General features: G+C 43.5%; 17 protein-coding genes and 1 other annotated feature. Of the genes, 7 read left to right on the plus strand and 10 right to left on the minus strand.

Annotated features, from left to right (window positions below; genetic code table 11):
* The first annotated feature begins 204 nt into the window (after positions 1–204).
* A complete protein-coding gene (locus P4S58_RS02305) occupies positions 205–1,278 on the plus strand; it encodes a 3-deoxy-7-phosphoheptulonate synthase (protein WP_102954165.1) in 1,074 nt (357 codons plus the stop codon).
* Positions 1,279–1,290: 12 nt separating this feature from the next.
* Positions 1,291–2,427, plus strand: coding sequence for a bifunctional chorismate mutase/prephenate dehydrogenase (gene tyrA, locus P4S58_RS02310; RefSeq protein WP_042484249.1), 1,137 nt, complete (start codon positions 1,291–1,293; stop codon positions 2,425–2,427).
* A gap of 80 nt (positions 2,428–2,507) precedes the next feature.
* Here tyrA and P4S58_RS02315 read toward each other — a convergent pair whose 3' ends face one another.
* Positions 2,508–2,882, minus strand: coding sequence for a PilZ domain-containing protein (locus P4S58_RS02315; protein ID WP_102969201.1), 375 nt, complete (start codon positions 2,880–2,882; stop codon positions 2,508–2,510).
* 108 nt (positions 2,883–2,990) lie between these two features.
* Positions 2,991–4,658 (minus strand): energy-dependent translational throttle protein EttA, encoded by a 1,668-nt coding sequence (ettA, locus tag P4S58_RS02320; RefSeq protein WP_042484243.1) that lies wholly within the window; start codon positions 4,656–4,658, stop codon positions 2,991–2,993.
* Between the two features lie 263 nt (positions 4,659–4,921).
* On the opposite strand from ettA, the gene P4S58_RS02325 reads away from it, so the two are divergent.
* Complete coding sequence (locus tag P4S58_RS02325) at positions 4,922–6,865, plus strand: transglycosylase SLT domain-containing protein (protein WP_102969202.1); 1,944 nt, start codon at positions 4,922–4,924, stop codon at positions 6,863–6,865.
* Between the two features lie 55 nt (positions 6,866–6,920).
* Positions 6,921–7,214 (plus strand): trp operon repressor, encoded by a 294-nt coding sequence (trpR, locus tag P4S58_RS02330; protein ID WP_042484238.1) that lies wholly within the window; start codon positions 6,921–6,923, stop codon positions 7,212–7,214.
* A gap of 96 nt (positions 7,215–7,310) precedes the next feature.
* Here the strand turns inward: trpR and yjjX are convergent, their stop codons facing one another.
* From yjjX to P4S58_RS02365, 7 genes are all read right to left on the minus strand, one after another.
* Positions 7,311–7,841 (minus strand): inosine/xanthosine triphosphatase, encoded by a 531-nt coding sequence (gene yjjX, locus P4S58_RS02335; RefSeq protein ID WP_102969203.1) that lies wholly within the window; start codon positions 7,839–7,841, stop codon positions 7,311–7,313.
* Positions 7,813–10,158 (minus strand): putative bifunctional diguanylate cyclase/phosphodiesterase, encoded by a 2,346-nt coding sequence (locus tag P4S58_RS02340; RefSeq protein WP_102963295.1) that lies wholly within the window; start codon positions 10,156–10,158, stop codon positions 7,813–7,815. Before P4S58_RS02340 ends, yjjX begins: the two co-directional genes overlap by 29 nt.
* On the minus strand, positions 10,142–11,161 hold the full coding sequence (locus P4S58_RS02345) for a polyamine ABC transporter substrate-binding protein (RefSeq protein ID WP_337164492.1): 1,020 nt from the start codon (positions 11,159–11,161) through the stop codon (positions 10,142–10,144). Before P4S58_RS02345 ends, P4S58_RS02340 begins: the two co-directional genes overlap by 17 nt.
* 201 nt (positions 11,162–11,362) lie before the next feature.
* Entirely contained in the window at positions 11,363–12,538 is a 1,176-nt protein-coding gene (gene pheA / locus P4S58_RS02350; protein WP_102969204.1) for a prephenate dehydratase, read from the minus strand.
* Positions 12,539–12,552: 14 nt separating this feature from the next.
* Positions 12,553–12,673, minus strand: a sequence feature (Phe leader region).
* Between the two features lie 104 nt (positions 12,674–12,777).
* Positions 12,778–13,104 (minus strand): ribosome hibernation-promoting factor, HPF/YfiA family, encoded by a 327-nt coding sequence (hpf, locus tag P4S58_RS02355; RefSeq protein WP_042484225.1) that lies wholly within the window; start codon positions 13,102–13,104, stop codon positions 12,778–12,780.
* Between the two features lie 301 nt (positions 13,105–13,405).
* Positions 13,406–14,863 carry a lytic transglycosylase F gene (locus tag P4S58_RS02360; protein ID WP_258006772.1) on the minus strand — a complete coding sequence of 486 codons (1,458 nt, stop codon included), beginning with the start codon at positions 14,861–14,863 and terminating at the stop codon, positions 13,406–13,408.
* 142 nt (positions 14,864–15,005) lie between these two features.
* Entirely contained in the window at positions 15,006–15,734 is a 729-nt protein-coding gene (locus P4S58_RS02365; RefSeq protein WP_102941080.1) for an outer membrane protein assembly factor BamD, read from the minus strand.
* Between the two features lie 202 nt (positions 15,735–15,936).
* Here P4S58_RS02365 and rluD point away from each other — a divergent pair, with 202 nt between their 5' ends.
* The 3 genes from rluD (at position 15,937) to clpB (ending at position 20,325) form a co-directional block, all read left to right on the plus strand.
* Positions 15,937–16,911, plus strand: coding sequence for a 23S rRNA pseudouridine(1911/1915/1917) synthase RluD (rluD, locus tag P4S58_RS02370; protein WP_102955690.1), 975 nt, complete (start codon positions 15,937–15,939; stop codon positions 16,909–16,911).
* A 15-nt stretch (positions 16,912–16,926) separates the two neighbouring features.
* A complete protein-coding gene (pgeF, locus tag P4S58_RS02375) occupies positions 16,927–17,658 on the plus strand; it encodes a peptidoglycan editing factor PgeF (protein ID WP_102966261.1) in 732 nt (243 codons plus the stop codon).
* 93 nt (positions 17,659–17,751) lie between these two features.
* The gene (gene clpB, locus P4S58_RS02380; protein ID WP_102969206.1) at positions 17,752–20,325 is read left to right on the plus strand and encodes an ATP-dependent chaperone ClpB; all 2,574 of its coding nucleotides are present in this window, start codon (positions 17,752–17,754) and stop codon (positions 20,323–20,325) included.
* 113 nt (positions 20,326–20,438) lie between these two features.
* Here clpB and P4S58_RS02385 read toward each other — a convergent pair whose 3' ends face one another.
* Positions 20,439–21,422, minus strand: coding sequence for an isopenicillin N synthase family dioxygenase (locus P4S58_RS02385; RefSeq protein ID WP_102969207.1), 984 nt, complete (start codon positions 21,420–21,422; stop codon positions 20,439–20,441).
* Positions 21,423–21,593 lie beyond the last annotated feature (171 nt).

Genomic DNA, 21,593 nt, shown 5'->3' on the forward strand with positions numbered 1-21,593 from the left:
TTATGAAAGTTATCGACAATAAAACACGATTTAATCGCATTCAGTGACCTAAAGCTTGTATTTATATTTGTGTAAATAATTTTATACATATGTGTTTTTTTAAATTTACACTTGAAATCTTTTTGTAGCCTGATAAGTTGTGTTCTATTGAGTTTTAGCTTCAGTGTATAAGTTTAGTGTAAATTTTTTAATACAGGTGATAAGATGAAGAAAAGTGAATTAAGTGATATCAATATTATTGATGAACAGGTATTGATCACACCAGACGCGCTAAAAGCGAAATTACCTTTAAGTGATGATAGCCGTCGTTTCATCCGTGAATCTCGTCAGACTATCGCAGATATTATTCATAAACGCGATCATCGTTTACTTGTGGTTTGTGGCCCTTGTTCTATCCATGATGTTGAAGCGGCAAAAGAGTACGCCAAGCGTTTGAAAACCTTGTCAGAAGAGCTGAAAGATCAGCTTTACATTGTGATGCGTGTTTACTTTGAAAAACCTCGTACTACGGTTGGCTGGAAAGGCTTGATTAACGATCCGCATCTGGATGGCACTTTCGATATTGAACATGGTTTGCATGTGGGGCGTGAACTGTTGGTGGATCTGGCTGAAATGAATATCCCTCTGGCAACAGAAGCGCTTGATCCTATCAGCCCTCAATACCTAGCGGATACCTTTAGCTGGGCTGCAATTGGTGCGCGTACCACGGAATCTCAAACTCACCGCGAAATGGCGAGTGGTCTTTCAATGCCTATCGGTTTTAAAAATGGTACCGATGGCAGCCTTTCTACCGCTATTAACGCGATGCAAGCTGCATCATCAAGCCACCGTTTCATGGGGATCAACCGTGAAGGACAAGTGGCACTGTTGACGACTCAAGGTAATGGTAATGGTCACGTGATTCTGCGTGGCGGTAAGCAAACCAACTACGATTCTGTGTCTGTGGCTGAGTGTGAAGAAGATTTAGCAAAAGTGGGCTTAGATGCGGCTCTGATGATCGACTGTAGCCACGCGAACTCACGCAAAGATTACCGCCGTCAGCCGCTGGTAGCGGAAGATGCCATCCACCAAATTCGTGAAGGTAACCGCTCAATTATTGGTTTGATGATCGAAAGCCACATTAATGAAGGTAACCAGTCTTCGGATCTGCCAATTTGTGAGATGAAGTACGGCGTTTCTATTACAGACGCATGTATTAATTGGGATACAACTGAGGCACTATTGCGTAAGGCTCACAAAGAGCTGACTCCGTTTCTCGAAAACCGCCTGAAAGGATAAAAAGGATAAACCATGGCTGTTGAATTGAATGAATTGCGTGATCAAATTGATGCGGTTGATAAGCAGATGGTAGAGCTGCTTGCTCGTCGACTGGCATTAGTGGAAAAAGTGGGTGAAGTAAAAAGCCAACACGGCCTTCCTATTTATGCTCCAGATCGCGAAGCGGCAATGTTAGCTTCTCGTCGTGAAGAAGCTGAGAAAAAAGGCGTACCACCGCAATTAATTGAAGACATTCTTCGTCGCACCATGCGTGAATCCTATGCCAGTGAAAAAGATTCCGGATTTAAGTGTTTGAATCCGGAACTACGTTCAGTGGTTATTATTGGTGGTAAAGGTCAGCTAGGCGGCTTGTTTGGGCGCATGTTCAGACTATCTGGCTACCAAGTGAAAGTGCTTGGCAGTCAAGATTGGGACAATGCAGATGAACTGCTGAAAGATGCAGGTCTTGTAGTGGTCACTGTGCCAATTCACAAAACCATTGGTGTAATTGAGAAGCTTAATAATCTGCCTGAAGACTGCATTCTGTGTGACTTAACGTCGATCAAATCTAAGCCTCTAAAAGCGATGATGGCTGTGCACAAAGGCCCAGTGGTAGGTTTGCACCCAATGTTTGGTCCTGATGTACCGAGCTTGGCGAAACAGGTGATTGTTCATTGTGATGGACGTGGTAAAGAGCAGTATGAATGGTTGCTAAAGCAGTTCTCTATTTGGGGAGCGAGTCTGTGCAATATTGATGCTGAAGAGCACGATCATGGCATGACTCTGATTCAGGCACTGCGTCACTTTACGTCGTTTGCTTACGGCTACCACTTATCGAAAGTAAAACCCAACATTGCTCAACTGCTGAAACTGAGCTCGCCAATTTATCGTCTTGAACTGGCAATGGTTGGGCGCTTGTTTGGTCAGGATCCAAATCTGTACGGCGATATCATTCTGTCGTCTGACGAAAATATTGAAATGATTCAGCGTTTTCAGCGTAGTTTTGGTGAGGCAGTTAGTCTGATTGAAAGCCGTGATAAGGCAGGGTTTGTAGCAAGTTTTGAACAGGTGAGTGAGTGGTTTGGCGATTACTCTCAGCAGTTTATGACGGAAAGCCAGAATCTTTTGAAACAAGCGAACGATTCAATTCATCGCCCTCATTCAAGTTAAAGTGATAACCACTAATACCTAAAAAGCGCTACCTGTTGGTTAGCGCTTTTTTGTTGGTGTTAATGAAACTTAAACTTTTGCTACTCAGCGCAGTCAGCTAAATCCACTAAGTGTTCCAGCTCGCGATGCAGTAGTTCATCACTGCCGACATTGAGTTCAACTAGACGGCGTAAGTGGCCAATACTTTCGATATCAATATGGTCGATTTTGAGATGCAATATACGCTCATTTTGCATGATAAGTGTTGCGGAGAGACTGATGGTGATATCGCTATCGGGGAGTGTGAAAGTGACGTCTACAATGTCGTTTTTATCCAGTTCTGGTTCATCAACTGCCCACAATAAAAGCCCTTTTAATGATAAGTCTTGAATGCAAGTGGCCAACTGATAATCGCCTTGAGTGAGCGTAGCAGGTGCTTGATAGATGATGCGTGAAAAACGTCGGCGTTCAATCATAAATGTATCTCTCGTTAAACATATTCAAAAGCATAGCAAAGGTTAGGCTATTAAACAGATACATAGATTAAAAAGGCCGCAATAAAGCGGCCTTGAATCATTTAAATGTTACTTAGAAATACGTTTGTATTTAATACGGTGTGGTTCTGCTGCTTGTGCGCCAAGCGTTTGCTTCAACCAATCCATGTATTCGGTGTAGTTACCTTCGTAGAAGTTCACTTGGCCTTCATCACGGTAATCCAGAATGTGCGTTGCAATACGGTCTAGGAACCAACGGTCGTGCGAGATAACCATTGCACAGCCTGGGAACTCTAGTAGCGCTTCTTCAAGAGCACGTAGCGTTTCAACGTCTAGATCGTTGGTTGGTTCGTCGAGCAACAGTACGTTACCGCCTGCTTTTAGCAGTTTAGCTAGGTGAACACGGTTACGTTCACCACCAGACAATTCACCAATGACTTTCTGTTGGTCTACGCCTTTGAAGTTAAAGCGAGAACAGTAAGCACGTGCAGGAATTTCGAAGTTGTTGATCTTAATGATGTCAGCACCTTCAGAAATCTCTTGGAACACGGTGTTTTTGTCGTTCATGCTGTCACGGAACTGATCAACAGACGCCAGCTTAACCGTTGTACCCAATTCAATTTCACCTGAATCTGGCTGTTCAACACCGCTTAACATTTTGAATAGGGTAGATTTACCCGCACCGTTGGCACCGATAATGCCAACGATAGCACCTTTCGGCATGCTGAAAGATAGGTTATCGATCAGTACGCGATCATCAAAAGATTTCGTCAGGTTGCGAACTTCAAGAACTTTATCACCTAAACGCTCACCTGGCGGGATGAACAGTTCGTTAGTTTCGTTACGCTTCTGGTGTTCGCCACTTTGAAGTTCTTCAAAGCGTGCCATACGAGCTTTAGATTTCGCCTGACGACCTTTAGGGTTTTTACGTACCCATTCAAGTTCTTTCTCGATAGTTTTCTGACGCGCACTCTCTTGAGAAGACTCTTGCTTTAGACGTTCATCTTTTTGCTCTAGCCAAGAGGTGTAGTTACCCTGCCATGGAATACCTTCACCACGGTCAAGTTCGAGAATCCAGCCTGCCGCGTTATCTAGGAAGTAACGGTCGTGCGTAATAGCCACTACTGTTCCTGTGTAATCCACAAGGAAACGTTCTAACCAAGCTACTGACTCTGCGTCTAAGTGGTTGGTTGGTTCGTCAAGTAGCAGCATGTCTGGTTTTTCAAGAAGCAGACGACAGATAGCAACACGACGACGTTCACCACCAGAAAGCACAGCAATTTTTGCATTCCAGTCCGGTAGACGAAGTGCGTTTGCAGCACGCTCTAAAGCGTTCTCCAGATTGTGACCATCTTTTGCTTGAATCAGGGCTTCCAGCTCACCTTGCTCTTTCGCAAGCGCATCGAAATCTGCATCTTCTTCCGCGTAAGCGGCATAAACTTCGTCTAGACGAGTTAGAGCACCAGCCACATCTGCTACTGCTTCTTCAACCACTTCACGTACGGTTTTAGATTCGTCAAGAACAGGCTCCTGAGGCAGGTAACCAACTTTAAGACCTGGTTGTGGACGTGCTTCGCCATCTATGTCTTTATCAATACCGGCCATGATACGTAGTAGGGTAGATTTACCCGCACCGTTTAGACCTAAAACACCAATTTTGGCACCTGGGAAGAAACTTAGAGAGATGTCTTTTAGAATTTGACGCTTAGGCGGGACGATTTTGCTCACCCGCGACATGGTATATACGTATTCAGCCATTGCCGATTGTTCCTAATCTATCGTTCAGAATAAAGTCGCTATTCTATACCAAAGTTATCGCATTTGTTACTAGGGGCTGTTGACCTTTGTTATTCGATATTCAGGTGAATAGAGTGCTAAACATTCAGTGTTCGAATGCATATATTGGTGAATTATTATTTTTGTCACATTATTCACATCAACTTTACATCCCACCCCTTTACATTTACCACTAGAATTAGCGTAATGGAACGTAAGTAGTACTCAGTAAAGGATTAGAGTTCATGGCGCCCCTGCATTCCTCAAAGCCGTCTCGTATTTTGTTGTCAATGATTGCATTCAGTTCATTGTTTAGCGGCACAGCGTTTTCCGACTCTATCGACCTTAATGCTCAGCGTGATTTGTATGATCAAGCTCAGGAGTGGTTGGATGATAAGAATGTTTCAAAGTTCGAAAAGGCGAGACCAAAACTCGCGAGTTACCCGCTGACTCCGTATTTAGATTATCGAGCGTTTCTCATCGATATTGGTGATAAGCCACCCATCACCGTCAGAGTTTTTATTGACGGGCATAAAGATTTTCCATTCTCTGGCCGTATTAGTGCTCCCTATCTTGATGCTTTAGCTGAGCAAAAGAAGTGGAGTACGTTACTGCAATTTCAGACCTCAGAGCCGAATGGTGAAACCTATCAGTGCCACTATTACAACGCACATTTGAAAGTTGGTAAGCGTGAAAAAGCGTTTGGTGGAGCGAAAAAGCTCTGGATGAGTGGCGCAAGTATTTCAGATGCCTGTGACCCGCTATTCAAAGCTTGGGACAAGTCTGGCGGATTAACCGATGAGCTGGTTTTCAAGCGCATGCTGTTAGCGTTTGACGGACGAAATCGAGGGTTATTGGTTTACCTATCGAAAAAGCTCAGCAGCAGTCAGTTTAAGGAAAAAGGCAAAGCCATGCTGGCTCTGTATGATAAGCCAGAAACCGTGGTCAGTTTTGCAAAAAAATACAGTGATCCCTTGTCGGTTGAGCAGGCTCAGTTCGCGCTGGAAAAACTTGCTCGCGCTGACAGTGAGAAAGCACAGGCTTTAGTCGATAGAGTCACCAAAAGACCTGCGTGGACATCTCAGCAGAAAGCGCAAATTGAGCAGTTCATTGCCTTACGTCTGATGGACTCAGAGGACGAAAAGCTGATTCGCTGGAGAGATAAAGTGATCGCGATGGGCGATAACGTGACTCTCACAGAATCTCGAATCCGCTTAGCACTGCGCAATGCGGATTGGACCCAAGTGTTGTTCTGGATAAACCGCTTACCTGAAGAAGAGATAAAATCTCAGCGTTGGCAGTATTGGTTAGGTCGAAGCGAAATAGAAAATGGTCATGCTGAACAAGGGATGCAGCGCTTGTTTGCGCTTGTCGGTCAGCGCAATTTTTACAGTGTCGCAGCAGCGAAGATTGTAAAACAATCGATTCGCTACCCGAAAACTGCAGTCGAGTTCGATTTCAATCAGGTTAAGCCTTATCAAAAAAGCTTAGTTCGTATTCAAGAGCTGATTGAGCGAGATAAAATTGCGGCGGCAAAAAGTGAGTGGAACTGGCTGCTTGATAAAGTTAATCAAAGCGAAAAAGAGATGCTTGCAGCTTATGCCTCGCGCCAGAATTGGCATCATTTGACCGTTACCGCTTCGATATCGGCCAGCTTGTGGGATAACTTGCAGCTTCGTTTCCCTGTTGCTCACCAATGGTGGTTTAATTTTTATGGCAACAAGCATGGCATAGACCCGATTATGTTGATGTCGTTAGCTCGTCAAGAGAGTGCAATGGATTCAGAGGCACGTTCGCCTGTCGGTGCTCGCGGCATTATGCAAATCATGCCTGCGACCGCAAAATACACGGCTAAAAAATACCAACTCACCTACAGTGGCGCAGATGATCTGTATGAAGTCGGCAAGAATATTGAAATCGGCAGCCACTATCTCAACGGATTGCTCGAGCAATATGACAATAACCGGATCTTTGCATTTGCAGCCTATAACGCTGGACCACAGCGAGTAAACCGATGGCGGGAGCAAACTCAGGGTAAGCTTGATGCTTATGCTTTTATTGAGGCTATTCCATTTCGTGAAACTCGAGGCTATGTACAAAACATTTTGATGTTCGAGACCTACTATCGAGACTTAATGGGTCTGCAAGGCGATTTTCTCAATGAAAATGAGTTGAAGACAAAATATTGATTATATTCGGGGTATCACTAGAATAACGAGGGTGTATCACTTAACGAGTACAGTTATGTCTCAACAACCTGAATACAGCGATTGGTCTCAATTGATTGATTTAGTTAAACAAGCTGCAGATAACGATCAGCATGAGATGCTCTTGACCATGTTAATGACGCCGGATGAAAGGGAAGCGCTCGTTGCCCGAGTAAATATATTCTGTGAACTGCTCAAAGGTGAGATGTCACAGCGTCAAGTGAGTCAGATGCTCGGTGTTGGTATCGCAACCATCACTCGAGGTTCGAATGAACTCAAGTCTCGCTCAGAACAAGAAAAAGAGACTCTAAGTAAACTGATCCTCAAATAACTGTTCATCACATAGCTTCACGGAGTAGAAAGCCAGTCTAGTGACTGGCTTTCTTTCTTCTGCTTTGTGCAAACATACATGTATTTGCCGAGATCACTAAACCAAGTTCGCTGGAAAATGTTCTGGGTTAGTAAATGGAATAAGCGCCAAAATTAAAGCTTGGTGGTAGACAGAGCTACGAGTGAGCTGATGCTGAGTGAGCAGGCCGATCGCTCCGCCTTTTTGTTTAATATTGTCAGTGTCGAACACTTCATCCATCACATCACCCAGTTCATTCGCTTGCTCCAACTTAGCCAGCACTTGTGGTGGAAGCATTAAGCTCGCAGAGCGAGACTCGCCACGATGGGTTTGAGATTCAATAATCATCCAGGCAAACGTAACGTTGCCTTCAATACCTGCTTCCAAGCCAACATAGAAATCACCGTCTGTTAACGCTTGTTTGGCGTTACGAACACGGTTTAATGCGCCCGCTTTAGTTTCTTCGTTGGTCATAGGTTGATCCGCCACTTCGCTAGGTACACTAATACCTTGGAAGTTGAAAGCTTGATTGGGAAATGCGGTTTCAAATGCGCTCTTTACGGCGTTAATTTTTGCCGGATTAAGAGAAGCGATAATTACATTCTTCATAACTTACTTCTGTGTTGTCATTGTTCCAGTATTGGATCTCACGTAATGACATTGGGGGAGCTAAAAAGAAGCCTTGCATGTAGTCACAGTTGTAATGAGTTAACCACTGCTGCATTTCTCGGCTTTCAATACCCTCTGCCGTTACTTTCATCATCTGAGAATGACAGAGTTGGATTAGAGGCTCAAGCACCGACTGCTTACCTTTATCGATGATGGTTTCCAAAAAGCCTTGATCGAACTTAATGCGCTTAATTGGATACTGAACGAGCTGAACAATCGAAGTATAACCAGAACCAAAGTCATCAATGGTCAGGCTATAGCCCTGTTCAACCAAATCATACAGCAGTGGTATTGCTTTAGAATCGGCGGCGAAAGTTTCGGTTATTTCAAAATCTATCCAGTGAGGGCGAATTTTGTATTTGCTCGCCTGCTCGCGAATGTAATCGGCCAAATCAACCGAGTTTAGTTCCGCGGAAGAGAGGTTGATTGAAATATGGATTGGATAATCAAACGTTGCCGACAGTGACGAAAACTCCTTAAACGCGTGAGTAATTACCCATCGGTCAATTTTTCCAAATAGCCCTGTTTGCTCCGCAATCGGGATAAATTCGGTGGGGGAGACTTCGCCGAGCTGTTCTGAGTCCCATCTTAGCAGCACTTCGAATCCTGCGATTTCCATATTGCTGCATGAGTAATAAGGTTGGTAAACCAGCGAGAATTCTTTATCAAAATTCTCCAGACGCAATGCGCGTTCAATAGCATTTCTGCGCTGAACTTGTTGATCAAGCTGTTTGGAATAATGAGCAATTTGGTTTTTACCCGCACTCTTTGCTTGATACATAGCGGTATCGGCATTGATCAGTAAGCTTTCTATGTCGATACCATCCTCTGGATAAGTGGCAATACCTACACTCGCGGTGATTGGGAATCGGCCTAGAGGTGAATCATGATGCTCTTGAATTGGTTGTAACAGACGATGAGAAAACTCAACTGCAAAATCAGACAAACGGCTTGGCGCACAAGTCAGAATAGCGAACTCATCCCCAGATAATCGAGCAGCAAGGCTGTAAACATGTTGATTGAGGTTAAACTCTTCAGAAAGTGCACGCACATGGCTGGCAAAACTGATCAGCAAGGAATCGCCGACTTGGTGACCATATTTATCGTTGACGTACTTGAAGTTGTCTAAATCGATATAGAGCACTTGAACATGGCTGTTAATCGGGGACTCTCTTAATGTTGTCTGTGCCTGAATTTGGAACTGGTAGCGATTACACAACTTAGTTAAATGGTCAAACTCAGCCAGTGTTTTTGTTTCTTGATAGGAGTTGTTGAGCTCTTTATACATATCGTAAAAACGCGAAGATAACCGTCCGATTTCATCTTTAGTAGAGAGTCTTTCTATATTATTTCTTTGCTTGCTTTCGACTTCTTGCAACTGCTTATCTAAGCGAGAAATGGGGGTTATTACATGCCTGTAAAGTAACGATAATAACAAAACCAAACTAAACAATGCAGAACCACCAAAAGCGGCTACTAGGTTTTGTCTAATATCATTGAGCTTATTTCGCATCAGCATAGGTGCTGGAGAAAGTGTTGCGAACATGCCTGGTTGAAGTTCAACCGTCTGGGTTAAGCCTTCTGAGAATGATTGAGGTCTTTTACTAAAGAAAATGGGGCTCTGGTTATCAAACTCCAGTTTATTACGCAGCGCGTTAAACTCATCAAGAACCACGTAAACGACGATAAAGAAGATTCGGTCTCGGTTGTAACTCAACGGTGTTCCAAGAGTGCGGGTGTCTAAGACATCATAACGGACTAACACTCCATCTCCGCTTGAGTTCTCGGTATAACTGATGTCTGAGGTTTTTAACGTTTGGTTGAAGCGCTTTTTCACAAACTTAAAAACGGTTGGGTCGATTTTGCTGAACGGGTCTTCACTATTGTCGGCAAAATAGAGAATGTTATTGTCGCCATCTAAGATGGAAAGAGCAACGGAATCTCTTTCATTGGACTTCATGACATTGAATGTTTTTTCAATATTTTCAGCCAGTTCTAACTCTCGGTATGGATTGTTACTGTGAGAAAAATAGTGGCGAATAATGTCGCTATTGGCGAGCGTAAAGGTGTAACTGCTAACCAGAGATTTGGTTTGTCGAAAATGGCTAGCAAGCTTCTCCATATCAAGCTGCAGATAGCTATCCATGCGTTTAACGAGTGCGTCTTTCTGGCTATCGTAAATGAGATAACCTGACACGGCAGAGCTGAGGATGATGACCGGAGCGATCAGTAAAAGAATTCTATGGTTTAGCTTCATGTTGTTTGATCAGGCTGTTGATGATTTTCGCCCGCTGACTCAAATTGGATGAAGAAAGCTGACTGTCAATGATGCTTTGTGCTAACAAATCATCAGTAAGTAAAATGGCTTTATTGTTGATGTAGCTGGCAGGCATTAAATGCAAAGCTTTGAGATTCGGTGTTGCGGCTTTGATGTCTTGGGCATTCATTGCCGCTATTTCAGGCTGCATCAAAAATTCTAGAAACAACTTAGCTTGCTGTTTGTTATGGGAGGAGCTGTTCAACGCTAAACAATCCACCCAAATATAAGGTTTGCCTTCAGGAAGAACAAAATTCCAATCATCATTGTCGAAATAGCGATTGAGGGAGAACTGATCTCCGCTATAGCTTACCGCCATGTATAAATCATTATTATTACTATGGCTGCGAACATAGCTTAGTGAGTATTCATAAGTCAGAATATCCGGTGTGGCAGCTTCAAGCTTTTCATACGCTTTCTTTAGGTCTTCAACGGATGCAGTCAGTGGTGATAGGTTGAGGCTGTAAAGTGCCGGAAGTAACGTTTCTACACTGTCTTCTAATAAACCCACATGACCTTTCATTTTCTCGTCAATATCGACCAAATCACGCCACTGAGTCGGTGGTTGAGAGATTTTACTTTTACGATAAACAATACCGACATATCCCCAAAAATAAGGAACGCTATGTGAGCCACAAGCTTGTTGCCACATTCGGGCGTTATTTTGGTTGGCGTCGAATGAAGAGAGGTCTTCAAATTTATCTTGCTGAGAGAAAAGCTGTGCTGAAACATTATCTAGAATCACCACATCAAATGGGATTTGATCGCTACTCAGCATGAAGAGGCTACGTTCATCGTCATTATCAAAATGATAGAAGTTGAGCTGAGTGTCGTGACTTTTGTTCCATGCCTCAACGACCCTTGGGGATATTGTATCTTCCCAAAGGTAGATGTTTAGCTCTGAAGCAATGACTTGGCTACTGAGACCAGTAGCACTGAGCATAAGGGAGATGAGTCGTCCAATCTTCACCACAAATAATGCGCCTTATATGACTTTAAGGAATTGTGTTTCCCTGTGTTCACTTTTAAAACACTCAACAGAACACTAATTCATCTGAACTAAATTGTATAACTATTTCTGTATCATAAAGTTCTAATATGCAACTTCGGTCAAACTAGGCGCAATAGTTTGATTTAAGTACGGTTAACTTAACCGTACTTGAGTTGGCTTAACGTTCTCACTTGGATAACAGCCAAGGACTTTCAGATGCTTGGTTAACTTGGTTAACTCTGCGAGTGCCTGCTGCATATTTTCCGAATCCAGATGAGCTTCCAAATCCACATAGAACATCTCTTCCCAAGGATTCCCCATGATTGGACGAGACTCCAATTTGGTCATATTGATACCAAAACGTTGAAGAACAAGCAGCGTTGCAACCAATGACCCCGCTTCCTGTGAAGTAGACATAATCAAGGTTGTTTTGGCTGGAATCTGTGTCGAGACTTCGACAGGCTTACGAGCCACCACGATAAAGCGAGTGTGGTTTTCTGTTTGGTTAGCGATGTTGCTTTGAATGGTTTGAAGACCATAAAGTTTACCGCTCGAGGCATTGCCAATAGCGGCAACATCCTCTCGATTTAACTCTTGCACTTTTTTCATTGCGTCAGCAGTACTTGCGCATGTTTTGAGTTGCACACCTTTAAGGCGACTTAGGAATTCACTGCATTGCTGATGTGGCTGAGGGTGTGAATAAAGCACTTTCAGATCTTCTAAGCGAATGTCTTTTGTTGCAACCAGACAATGTTCAATAGGCTGAGTGATTTCACCAACAATGTATAAGGTGGTGTGTTGAAGCAGATCATAAACTTCGTTGATAGAGCCTGAGCTGGTGTTTTCAATAGGTAGTACACCGTAGTCAGCATGTCCTGATTCTACCGTCTTAGTGACTTCTTTGAATTGATCGCAGTTGAGTTCAACAAGCTCAGTATTTTTGCGGCTGAAATACTCGCGAGTGGCAAGATGTGAGTATGAGCCTTTTGAACCGAGAAAAGCTACTCGTGCCAGCGGTTTTCTGCTTTGAGGATTGGCTAAATTCTGTAAGTAAGCTTGTTGGAGTAACACCGAGTCTTCGATGATGGTGTGAAAAAGCTTGGTAATGAATTGTGCATCAAGCTGGTATTTATCTTTACCTGAGTTGATCAGTTTAACCAGCAGCTGTTGCTCGCGAACGGCATCTCGAACAGGTTTTGAGGTTTCTACTTTGCTTTTTGCTACTTCAATACTGAGTTTACGTCGTTCCGATAGCAAGCTTAATAATTGGTCATCAAGCTCGTTGAGTCTTAAACGAATCTCGTCGAGAGAGTATTGTCTGTCTGTCATTGAAAATTATCCTTATAAAAAAACCTCCCAGTGGGAGGCTTTCTGTTCGTTTTTGACTTTTCTTTCTTAAACGACTTAGCCTCCAAAGCTTATTGGAGAAAAAAGAAGTCAAAAAAGAACAGTTGAGTATTTGTCATTATTTTCGATTAAGTCGTTAAGGTAGTCCCACAATAAGCAAGGCGGCATAGAGCGTCAAGCAAAAAAATAGCGCCCGAAGGCGCTAATTCTAAAGCTGTATATTATTCAGTTTCTTCTTCCAATTCTGGTTTGTCAGATCGTCTTGCTTCTGGTTTATGACGAAGTTTGTTCAATTGGCGTTCTAGTTTCTGTTCAACTTCGTTGACGGCCGCGTACAAATCTTCGTGAACAGCGGAAGCAACTAATTGTCCTTTTGGTACCGTTACTGTTGCTTCGAACTTCATCTGTTTGTTTGGTTCTTCACTAAAGCTACATTGGCAACCTGTAATGTCTACTTGCCATTTCTCTAGTTTTTTTAATTTACTCTCAATGTGGTCGCGGATTGCAGAGGTAATGTCGATGTTTTTACCAGTGATATTCATTTTCATAATGCTTTTTCCTCTGTGTCATCCCTCATGGGTTAACTCCAGATTACCCATTCCCAAATAAAAAATAGTGACCTAGATCACTATTCTTTGTGGGGTATTTCTGATCGCTTTTAAACGTGATCTTCCGCAAAGTGTTGTCTTGATGAGGGTAAAAAAAGCTTGTGATTTTGTTGTTTATGACTACATTTAGAGAGGTAGCTTACTGAAAATTCATCCATTTTTAGGGAGCTAATTCGGCCTTTTAAATACCTCTGATTAATTCCTGAACAACACTGATTTGCGATAGTAATCACTTTGCCAATCATTCTTTTCTACTTGTCTGTGAATCCACTCCTTCAATAGCGTTCAGAGTAGCGGTTAAACTTTCCTCTTTTGCTTGCTTGAGTTGTTCCAACTGTTTGTAAACTACGTAATAGCGACTGACATTCGCCACATAAGTAACAGGCTCTGAGCTAATGTTTCTTCGTGTAATCACTTCCACATTCTTAAACCATACATTCGGATTAAACCCGTGCTTTTTGGCTAGTCGGCGCATTCTATTGATGTTTGCTGGCCCTGCGTTGTATGCCGCCAGTGCAAAATAAACTTGGTCATCTTCGTTTATCTCAGGAACGGAAAAGTATCGGTCTTTTATGAAACGCATATATTTCACACCCGCGTGGATGTTGTTTTCAACCTTCTCGATGTTTTTAATATTGACGTTCGGATCTCTGGCTGTGCTAGGCATAACCTGCATTATGCCTATGGCTCCTTTGTGTGACACTTTTCTCTGGTCAAAACCGGATTCCTGAAATCCTTGCGCTGCCATCATCAGATATTCAAACTCATATTTATTGGAGTACTCAGTAAATATTTTTGCCAGTTCATCAAGGCGTTTAAGTTTTTCTGGATTGAGAGCCTTGGTTAGCCAGCGGGTATCGTCGATGTATTTGCTGAAAATTACGTTGCCTAACAAGGTACCTGATTTCGCTGTTCTCAAATAACCGTTTACGATTTTTTTCAGCTCTGGAGAGTTTTTACGCATTGCCCATGCGATTTGACCATTTTCTCTTAGCGGCAACTCGGTATGTGCTTTTATGTCTTCCATAACATGTATCCACATTTCCGCTTTGTGGCTATCGAGTACCGTCGCAGGGATATGTCCGGAATTAACCATTTCCAATAGTTCGTAGTCTTGCAAAGCTTCTTCAACAAAATGAATTTTTATTGGCTTTAAGCTTTGCAAAATCAGCGAATTGTTTATTTTTTCTAAGCTCTCCATATAACTAGAGCTCTCTCTGACCCAAATCTCTTTGCCGGTCAATTGAGTTAAATTGGTGATGTTAGGATAACTTTTGTTGGTGACAATTAGCTCTTGGATCTCTTTTGTCAGAGGATTACTGAAATCAATCTCTTTTAGACGAGCAGGAGTAATCGTCAGGTTTGCGACTGCTAAGTCAGCTAAACCGGATTGGACAGAAGGGATAAGATCATCTCTGAGAACAGGGATGATTTGAATGTGTACATAAGGGGCTTGTTTTTTGAGGCTCTTTTCAAAGTGATATAAGAGTTCTGCTCCGATACCTTTCGGACGACCTGCTTCCACGTAATAAAATCCTAAGTCGGCAGACACGACGACACGGATGACACCTTTCTCTTTAAGAATCGGCCAGTCACCTTGATAAGGCTTATCACTTAATGGTGATAGTTCAATGCTGTTCGCAGGGAGGCTGAGAAGCAAAACAAACAGGCTTAAAAGACCTCGGTGTAACCAACGCAAATACGGCTCCTTTGCATTCATATCAATCAGTTTGAATAAAGATAAGCTTATGGACAAAAGGAGAAATCAGCAAATGGAAACGAAAAAAAGCCACTGTAAAAACAGTGGCTCATAGAAAGGCGTTATTTGAATATACGACTGATTAGTTTTCAGGGTTAAGTTGAATTAGCTTTTCAGTACGGGCAATAGAATCTTCTAAGCCCAGTTCTTTATAGGCAGCAAGCTGGATCGTGAGTGATTTTCTCGCGGCTTCGGTATCTGGATAAGTTTTTTGCAGCTCCTGACAACGCTTAATCGCAGCGATCCATGCTTCTCTGCGTAAGTAAAAATCTGCAGTCGCTAGGTCGTACTCAGCAAGGCGGTTCTTAAGCGCAAACATTCTGCGTTGTGAATCTTCTGCGTATGGGCTGTCTGGGTAGCGTTGCAGTAGCTTTTTAAAATCAGCAAAAGCTGCTTTTACTGGCTCTGGATCTCGATCACTACGATCAATATTAAACAAATCATGCATAAAGTTACGATCTTGAGCCATATGCGTTAAGCCACGCATGTACAGCACCCAGTCCATTTTTTCATGAGTTGGGTTAAGGCGGCTAAAGCGTTCAATGGTTGCTAAGCCAAGAGCAAGATCGTCATTTTTGTAATAAGCGTAAATCAGGTCAAGTTGAACCTGTTCAGAGTAAGCACCAAATGGATAACGTGAATCCAAGGCTTCAAGTTTTTCTATGGCAGTTAACCAGTTACCACTTTGTAATGATGATTGAGCTTCAGTGTAGAGCTCAGAAGGTGGCACGTCAGGGACGATGTTATCTTTGCTTGAACAACCAAATAGAAGTGATAGTGCAAGCAAGCCTGATAAAGTTTGGTATTTCATGTCAGGAGTGGGTTCCTTGAAAATAAAGCATCTTAAAGCTGGAGCAACTGTTTTAAGCCAGAAAAATCGTTTCTTGTTTTAGCTTGAACAACAGGGCTCCTCAAATCGTTTGGTTACTTTCTCTTTCGTAACAGATACAATGGCGGACATTATTTTATCCATACTAGTGAGTATTAGTCTCACGGTTTTTAAAAAGTTCGATATGGCTCAGCAGATTGAATTAACTCAAACAGTAAAAGATAGCCAGCTTGGTCAACGTTTAGATCAAGCTGTGGCTGAATTGTTCGCCGATTTTTCTCGTTCACGTCTGAAAGAGTGGTTACTTGACGGCAAAATAACAGTAGATGGACAAGTTGTCACTAAACCGCGCACGAAAGTGATGGGCGGCGAAGAGATCACTGTGCAAGCTGAACTCGAAGATGAAGTTCGTTGGGAAGCACAAGACATCCCATTGGATATCGTTTACGAAGATGACGATATTATCGTTATCAACAAACCTCGTGACTTTGTTGTTCACCCAGGTGCAGGTACACCAGATGGCACAGTGCTAAACGCATTGTTGTTCCACTATCCGCCAATTGCAGAAGTACCACGAGCAGGTATTGTGCACCGTCTGGACAAAGACACGACAGGTTTGATGGTGGTAGCGAAGAACGTTCCCGTACAAACACGATTAGTACGTGAACTGCAAAAACGTAATATTACCCGTGAATACGAAGCTATCGCGATCGGTAAAATGACGGCTGGTGGCATGATCGACAAGCCAATTGGTCGTCATTCAACTAAACGTACTTTGATGGCTGTGTCGCCAATGGGTAAACCTGCGGTCACCCACTATCGTGTAGCGGAACATTTCCGTGAACATACACGTATTCGCCTGCGTCTTGAAACGGGTCGTACACACCAGATCCGTGTTCATATGTCGTACCTGCAGCACCCTCTACTAGGTGATACTGCCTACGGTGGTCGTGCACGTATTCCAAAAGGTGCATCTCAAGAGTTAACGGATATGATTCGTAACTTTGATCGTCAAGCGCTACACGCTGTCATGTTGAGATTTAAACACCCAGCGACTGGGGAAGAAATGGAATTTCATGCGCCAGTGCCAGAAGATATGGTTATTATGACTGAAGCATTACGTGCTGATGCGCAGCAGAATCCTATGGAAGAGTATTAATCAACAGGTTTTAAGATGAATTGGATCACTCCTAACTGGAATGCACCTAAACAAGTCAAAGCATTTGCTTCTACACGTATTGGCGGTTGTTCGAAACCACCTTACGAAGGGCTTAATTTAGGTATGCATGTAGGGGATGATCCTATTCTTGTGCAAAGCAATAGAGATCTATTGCAGCAGCAAACCGAAATGCCGACAGCTCCTGTATGGTTAAATCAAACCCACTCAACCGTGGTTTTGGAAATTGCTCAGCCAACCAATGATGTTCTTGATGCCGATGGCGTGATTACCTCATCACCGAATGTGGTTTGTTCTGCGATGACAGCGGATTGTTTACCTGTCTTGATCACCAATACTCAAGGAACTCAGGTTGCTGCTGTTCATGCCGGATGGCGTGGTCTAGCAGGTGGTATTGTTGAAAATGCGCTAACGCATTTTTCTAATGATGTGATGTTATGGCTCGGTCCTGCTATTGGTCCTCAAGCGTTTGAAGTGGGTGAAGATGTTTTACAGGCATTTTTAGACTACGACTCAAAAGCAGAAGCTGCATTTGTTCCCGGCAAGCAGCAAGGTAAATGGTGGGCGAATATGGCAACGCTTACTCGTTTGCGCATGGCTAAACTCGGCATTGATCAGGTTTTTGATAGCGGGTTATGCACTTACCAAGATCCTCAGCGTTTTTATTCCTATCGCCGCGATGGTGTAACAGGAAGGCAAGCAACCTTTATCTGGATCAATGAAAATTAGGATTCCCTAAAAAGTTTCCACTCCCACCTTGAAAAGTGGCGCGTATGTAACCATCTTTCCTTACGTAATTAGTTTGAGGTTAGGAAGGTTGTTATGCGTCTCGACAGATTTACCAGCAAATTCCAAATAGCGATTTCCGACGCGCAGTCTCTCGCACTAGGGCGAGATCATCAGTACATCGAACCCGTGCATCTGATGGTTGCGCTGCTTGATCAAAATGGCAGTCCAATTCGTCCATTGCTGACTATGCTTGAAGTCGATGTCATGCAGCTTCGCTCTAAATTGGGTGAAACGTTAGATCGTTTGCCAAAAGTGAGCGGGATCGGTGGTGATGTACAGCTTTCTAGCGGTTTAGGCACTTTGTTCAATCTGTGTGACAAAGTCGCTCAAAAACGCCAAGACTCTTATATATCTTCTGAGATTTATCTTCTAGCGGCGATTGAAGATCGTGGCCCGCTAGGTCAGCTCCTGAAAGAGTTTGGCTTAACCGAGAAAAAAGTATCAGATGCGATTGAAAAGATCCGTGGTGGTCAGAAAGTGAATGACCCAAATGCGGAGGAGCTACGTCAGGCTCTGGAAAAATTCACAATTGATCTGACTGAACGAGCAGAGCAGGGCAAACTTGACCCTGTGATTGGTCGTGACGATGAGATCCGCCGAACCATTCAAGTGTTACAACGTCGTACCAAAAACAACCCAGTGATCATTGGTGAACCGGGTGTGGGTAAAACGGCAATTGTTGAAGGTTTAGCACAACGTATTATCAATAACGAAGTCCCAGAAGGTCTACGTGGGCGACGCGTACTCTCTCTTGATATGGGCGCATTGGTTGCAGGTGCTAAATATCGTGGTGAGTTCGAAGAGCGATTGAAATCGGTGTTGAATGAGCTAGCCAAAGAAGAAGGCAACATCATTCTGTTCATTGATGAGCTGCATACTATGGTGGGTGCAGGTAAAGGTGAAGGCTCAATGGATGCCGGCAACATGCTCAAACCTGCACTTGCGCGTGGCGAACTTCACTGTGTTGGTGCGACGACGCTCGATGAATATCGTCAGTACATTGAAAAAGATCCGGCTCTTGAGCGCCGTTTCCAAAAAGTGCTGGTGGATGAGCCAAGTGTTGAAGACACCATAGCGATTTTACGTGGTTTGAAAGAACGTTATGAACTTCACCACCATGTAGAGATCACTGACCCTGCGATTGTTTCAGCGGCGACGCTGTCTCATCGCTATGTGTCAGATCGTCAGTTGCCTGACAAAGCGATTGACCTGATTGATGAAGCCGCATCCAGTATTCGTATCCAGATCGACTCTAAACCAGAGGCTTTGGATAAACTAGAACGTCGTATTATTCAGTTGAAAATTGAACAGCAAGCGCTGTCAAATGAGACTGATGAAGCCAGTGAAAAACGCTTAAGTATTCTTAACGAAGAGTTGGGTCTCAAAGAGCGTGAATACGCCGAGCTGGAAGAAGTTTGGAAAACAGAAAAAGCAGCATTGTCAGGAACTCAGCACATAAAAACGGAACTTGACCAAGCGCGTATGGATTTGGAAGTTGCGAGACGTGCCGGTGATTTAAGCCGTATGTCTGAACTTCAATATGGTCGAATTCCTGAGTTGGAAAAACAGCTCGATCTTGCGGCTCAAGCCGAAATGCAAGAGATGACTCTGTTACGCAATAAAGTTACAGACAATGAGATTGCAGAAGTGCTGTCCAAACAAACCGGCATTCCTGTGTCTAAAATGCTTGAGGCAGAAAAAGAGAAGCTGCTTCGCATGGAAGATGTTCTGCATAAACGCGTTATCGGGCAGGTTGAAGCCGTTGAAGTAGTGGCGAATGCGATTCGTCGTAGCCGCGCTGGCTTATCTGACCCGAATAAACCGATTGGTTCGTTCCTATTCTTAGGTCCAACTGGTGTCGGTAAAACGGAGCTTTGTAAAACATTGGCTCACTTCATGTTTGATAGTGAAGATGCCATGGTTCGTATCGATATGTCTGAGTTTATGGAGAAACACTCTGTGGCTCGTTTGGTCGGTGCGCCTCCGGGTTATGTGGGTTATGAAGAGGGCGGTTATTTAACCGAAGCGGTTCGCCGTAAACCTTACTCTGTGATTTTGCTGGACGAAGTGGAAAAGGCACACCCAGATGTGTTCAACATCTTGTTGCAAGTGCTTGATGATGGTCGTTTAACCGATGGTCAAGGTCGTACGGTTGATTTCCGTAACACTGTGGTGATCATGACGTCAAACTTAGGTTCTGCGAGCATTCAAGAGAATTTTGCGAAGCTGGATTACCAAGGTATCAAAGAGCGTGTGATGGAGACGGTAACCAAACATTTCCGTCCAGAGTTCCTGAACCGTGTTGATGAAAGCGTGGTCTTCCATCCACTTGGCAGAGAACATATCAAGTCTATCGCTTCTATTCAGTTGGAGCGTTTACATAAACGCTTGGCTGAAAAAGACTACGATTTGATCGTGAGTGAAGATGCGTTGGAATTGATTGCTCAAGTTGGTTTTGACCCTGTGTATGGTGCTCGTCCGTTGAAACGTGCTATCCAACAAAATGTGGAGAACCCGTTGGCGAAATCGATTCTGTCTGGGAAGTTCGTACCGGGCAAGGCGATTCAGCTTGGGGCTCGCGATGGCAATATCATCGCTAGCCAATAGTTGTCGTCAGCAGCAATAGAAAAAGCCATGCGAGAGCATGGCTTTTTTGTTTCTTCGCAACTTACGTTTATTGAGTTCACATAGTCATTCAAACGTAGGTGAAACTATGAGTTTTACGAGAAGTTAGCGTTAATGCGCATTTTCAAATAGTCCTGCGCTGTGATTGGCTCGTAAACTTTCTTTGGTCCTTGAATGATTTGGTCACGGTTTGCTTGGCAGAAGAACGCCATGCTGTACCGGGAATCTTGATTCTCTTCTGCAGTTGGCATACGGACGCGGTGCAGAGTCGATTTCAGCAAATCATCACTCCAGCGCATTAACATGTCACCGATGTTGCACGTAATCACACCGGCTTTAGGTACGATGGTACTCCACACTAGATTCTCTTTTGCGTCTTTACCTGCTGCGGCTTGAAGTCCACCTTGGTTTTCTTGCTGAAATACCATGGTCAAACAGTCAAAGTCAGTATGAGCACCGGCGCGCCAGAATGTTCCGTTTTGCGGAACTTCTTTTATTGGCAAGTAGTGAAGCATACGCAAGGTGCTAAGGTAATTTTCAGACTCTCTTTGATGCGCTTTAGTGAAAAAGTCGCGCTCAAAGCCCAATTTATCCGCGAAGCACGAAAGAATTTTCATCCCCAGTTGCCAAGCTTGATATTCAAATGAAAGCAGGTGCGATTCAAAATCTTCAACAAGTTCATTGCTGGGCCAAAGGCCACTCATGTGAGGCAATGTAATTTGGTAAGACTCTTTTTGATCGGCTGTGCCCGTTGAGGGGCGAACTTGTTGTTTGAATTCCCAACCGGCATTTAACCCTTCTTTTAAAGGAAACTGCTGTTTTGCTTCCATAGGAAGTGCAAAGAACTGTTCGCTTAACTTAAAGGATTTTTCGATATCGGCTAAAGCGATACCGTGATCAACCAGTTGGAAAAAACCAACTTCAGTTGCAGCTTTCCAAAGCTGTTCGGTGATCTCTTCACGACGCTGATCAAAATCATGCAGGTTGATAAGAGGGATCACAGTGTCTGTGATTTCTACCCCTTTGCCACCGATGGTTGTTTCAAAGTTAAGTTCGTCTAAAAGATATGATTGAGTCATTGTGTTCTCCAATTAAGCATTCGCTTGTTATTGGAGCAATGTCCAGCAATAAGCCAAGAACCTTATTCTTGTTATTACAGACCGCTTCTACTCCGTCTTTCTACTCTTCCTTTTAACGCTGCAGCGTTGTTGACTGTGTTCATTCACTTGTCGCCTAGCTGTGGCGTTAAA

The sequence above is a fragment of the Vibrio sp. Hal054 genome, assembly GCF_037162405.1.
Lineage (GTDB): Bacteria > Pseudomonadota > Gammaproteobacteria > Enterobacterales > Vibrionaceae > Vibrio > Vibrio diazotrophicus.

What these genes read in the sequence shown, in the direction of transcription:
- P4S58_RS02305 (WP_102954165.1), top strand. Translation starts at nt 205, where the DNA reads ATGAAGAAAAGTGAATTAAGTGATATCAATATTATTGATGAACAGGTA.
- tyrA (WP_042484249.1), top strand. Translation starts at nt 1,291, where the DNA reads ATGGCTGTTGAATTGAATGAATTGCGTGATCAAATTGATGCGGTTGAT.
- P4S58_RS02315 (WP_102969201.1), bottom strand. Translation starts at nt 2,882, where the DNA reads ATGATTGAACGCCGACGTTTTTCACGCATCATCTATCAAGCACCTGCT.
- ettA (WP_042484243.1), bottom strand. Translation starts at nt 4,658, where the DNA reads ATGGCTGAATACGTATATACCATGTCGCGGGTGAGCAAAATCGTCCCG.
- P4S58_RS02325 (WP_102969202.1), top strand. Translation starts at nt 4,922, where the DNA reads ATGGCGCCCCTGCATTCCTCAAAGCCGTCTCGTATTTTGTTGTCAATG.
- trpR (WP_042484238.1), top strand. Translation starts at nt 6,921, where the DNA reads ATGTCTCAACAACCTGAATACAGCGATTGGTCTCAATTGATTGATTTA.
- yjjX (WP_102969203.1), bottom strand. Translation starts at nt 7,841, where the DNA reads ATGAAGAATGTAATTATCGCTTCTCTTAATCCGGCAAAAATTAACGCC.
- P4S58_RS02340 (WP_102963295.1), bottom strand. Translation starts at nt 10,158, where the DNA reads ATGAAGCTAAACCATAGAATTCTTTTACTGATCGCTCCGGTCATCATC.
- P4S58_RS02345 (WP_337164492.1), bottom strand. Translation starts at nt 11,161, where the DNA reads ATGCTCAGTGCTACTGGTCTCAGTAGCCAAGTCATTGCTTCAGAGCTA.
- pheA (WP_102969204.1), bottom strand. Translation starts at nt 12,538, where the DNA reads ATGACAGACAGACAATACTCTCTCGACGAGATTCGTTTAAGACTCAAC.
- hpf (WP_042484225.1), bottom strand. Translation starts at nt 13,104, where the DNA reads ATGAAAATGAATATCACTGGTAAAAACATCGACATTACCTCTGCAATC.
- P4S58_RS02365 (WP_102941080.1), bottom strand. Translation starts at nt 15,734, where the DNA reads ATGAAATACCAAACTTTATCAGGCTTGCTTGCACTATCACTTCTATTT.
- rluD (WP_102955690.1), top strand. Translation starts at nt 15,937, where the DNA reads ATGGCTCAGCAGATTGAATTAACTCAAACAGTAAAAGATAGCCAGCTT.
- pgeF (WP_102966261.1), top strand. Translation starts at nt 16,927, where the DNA reads ATGAATTGGATCACTCCTAACTGGAATGCACCTAAACAAGTCAAAGCA.
- clpB (WP_102969206.1), top strand. Translation starts at nt 17,752, where the DNA reads ATGCGTCTCGACAGATTTACCAGCAAATTCCAAATAGCGATTTCCGAC.
- P4S58_RS02385 (WP_102969207.1), bottom strand. Translation starts at nt 21,422, where the DNA reads ATGACTCAATCATATCTTTTAGACGAACTTAACTTTGAAACAACCATC.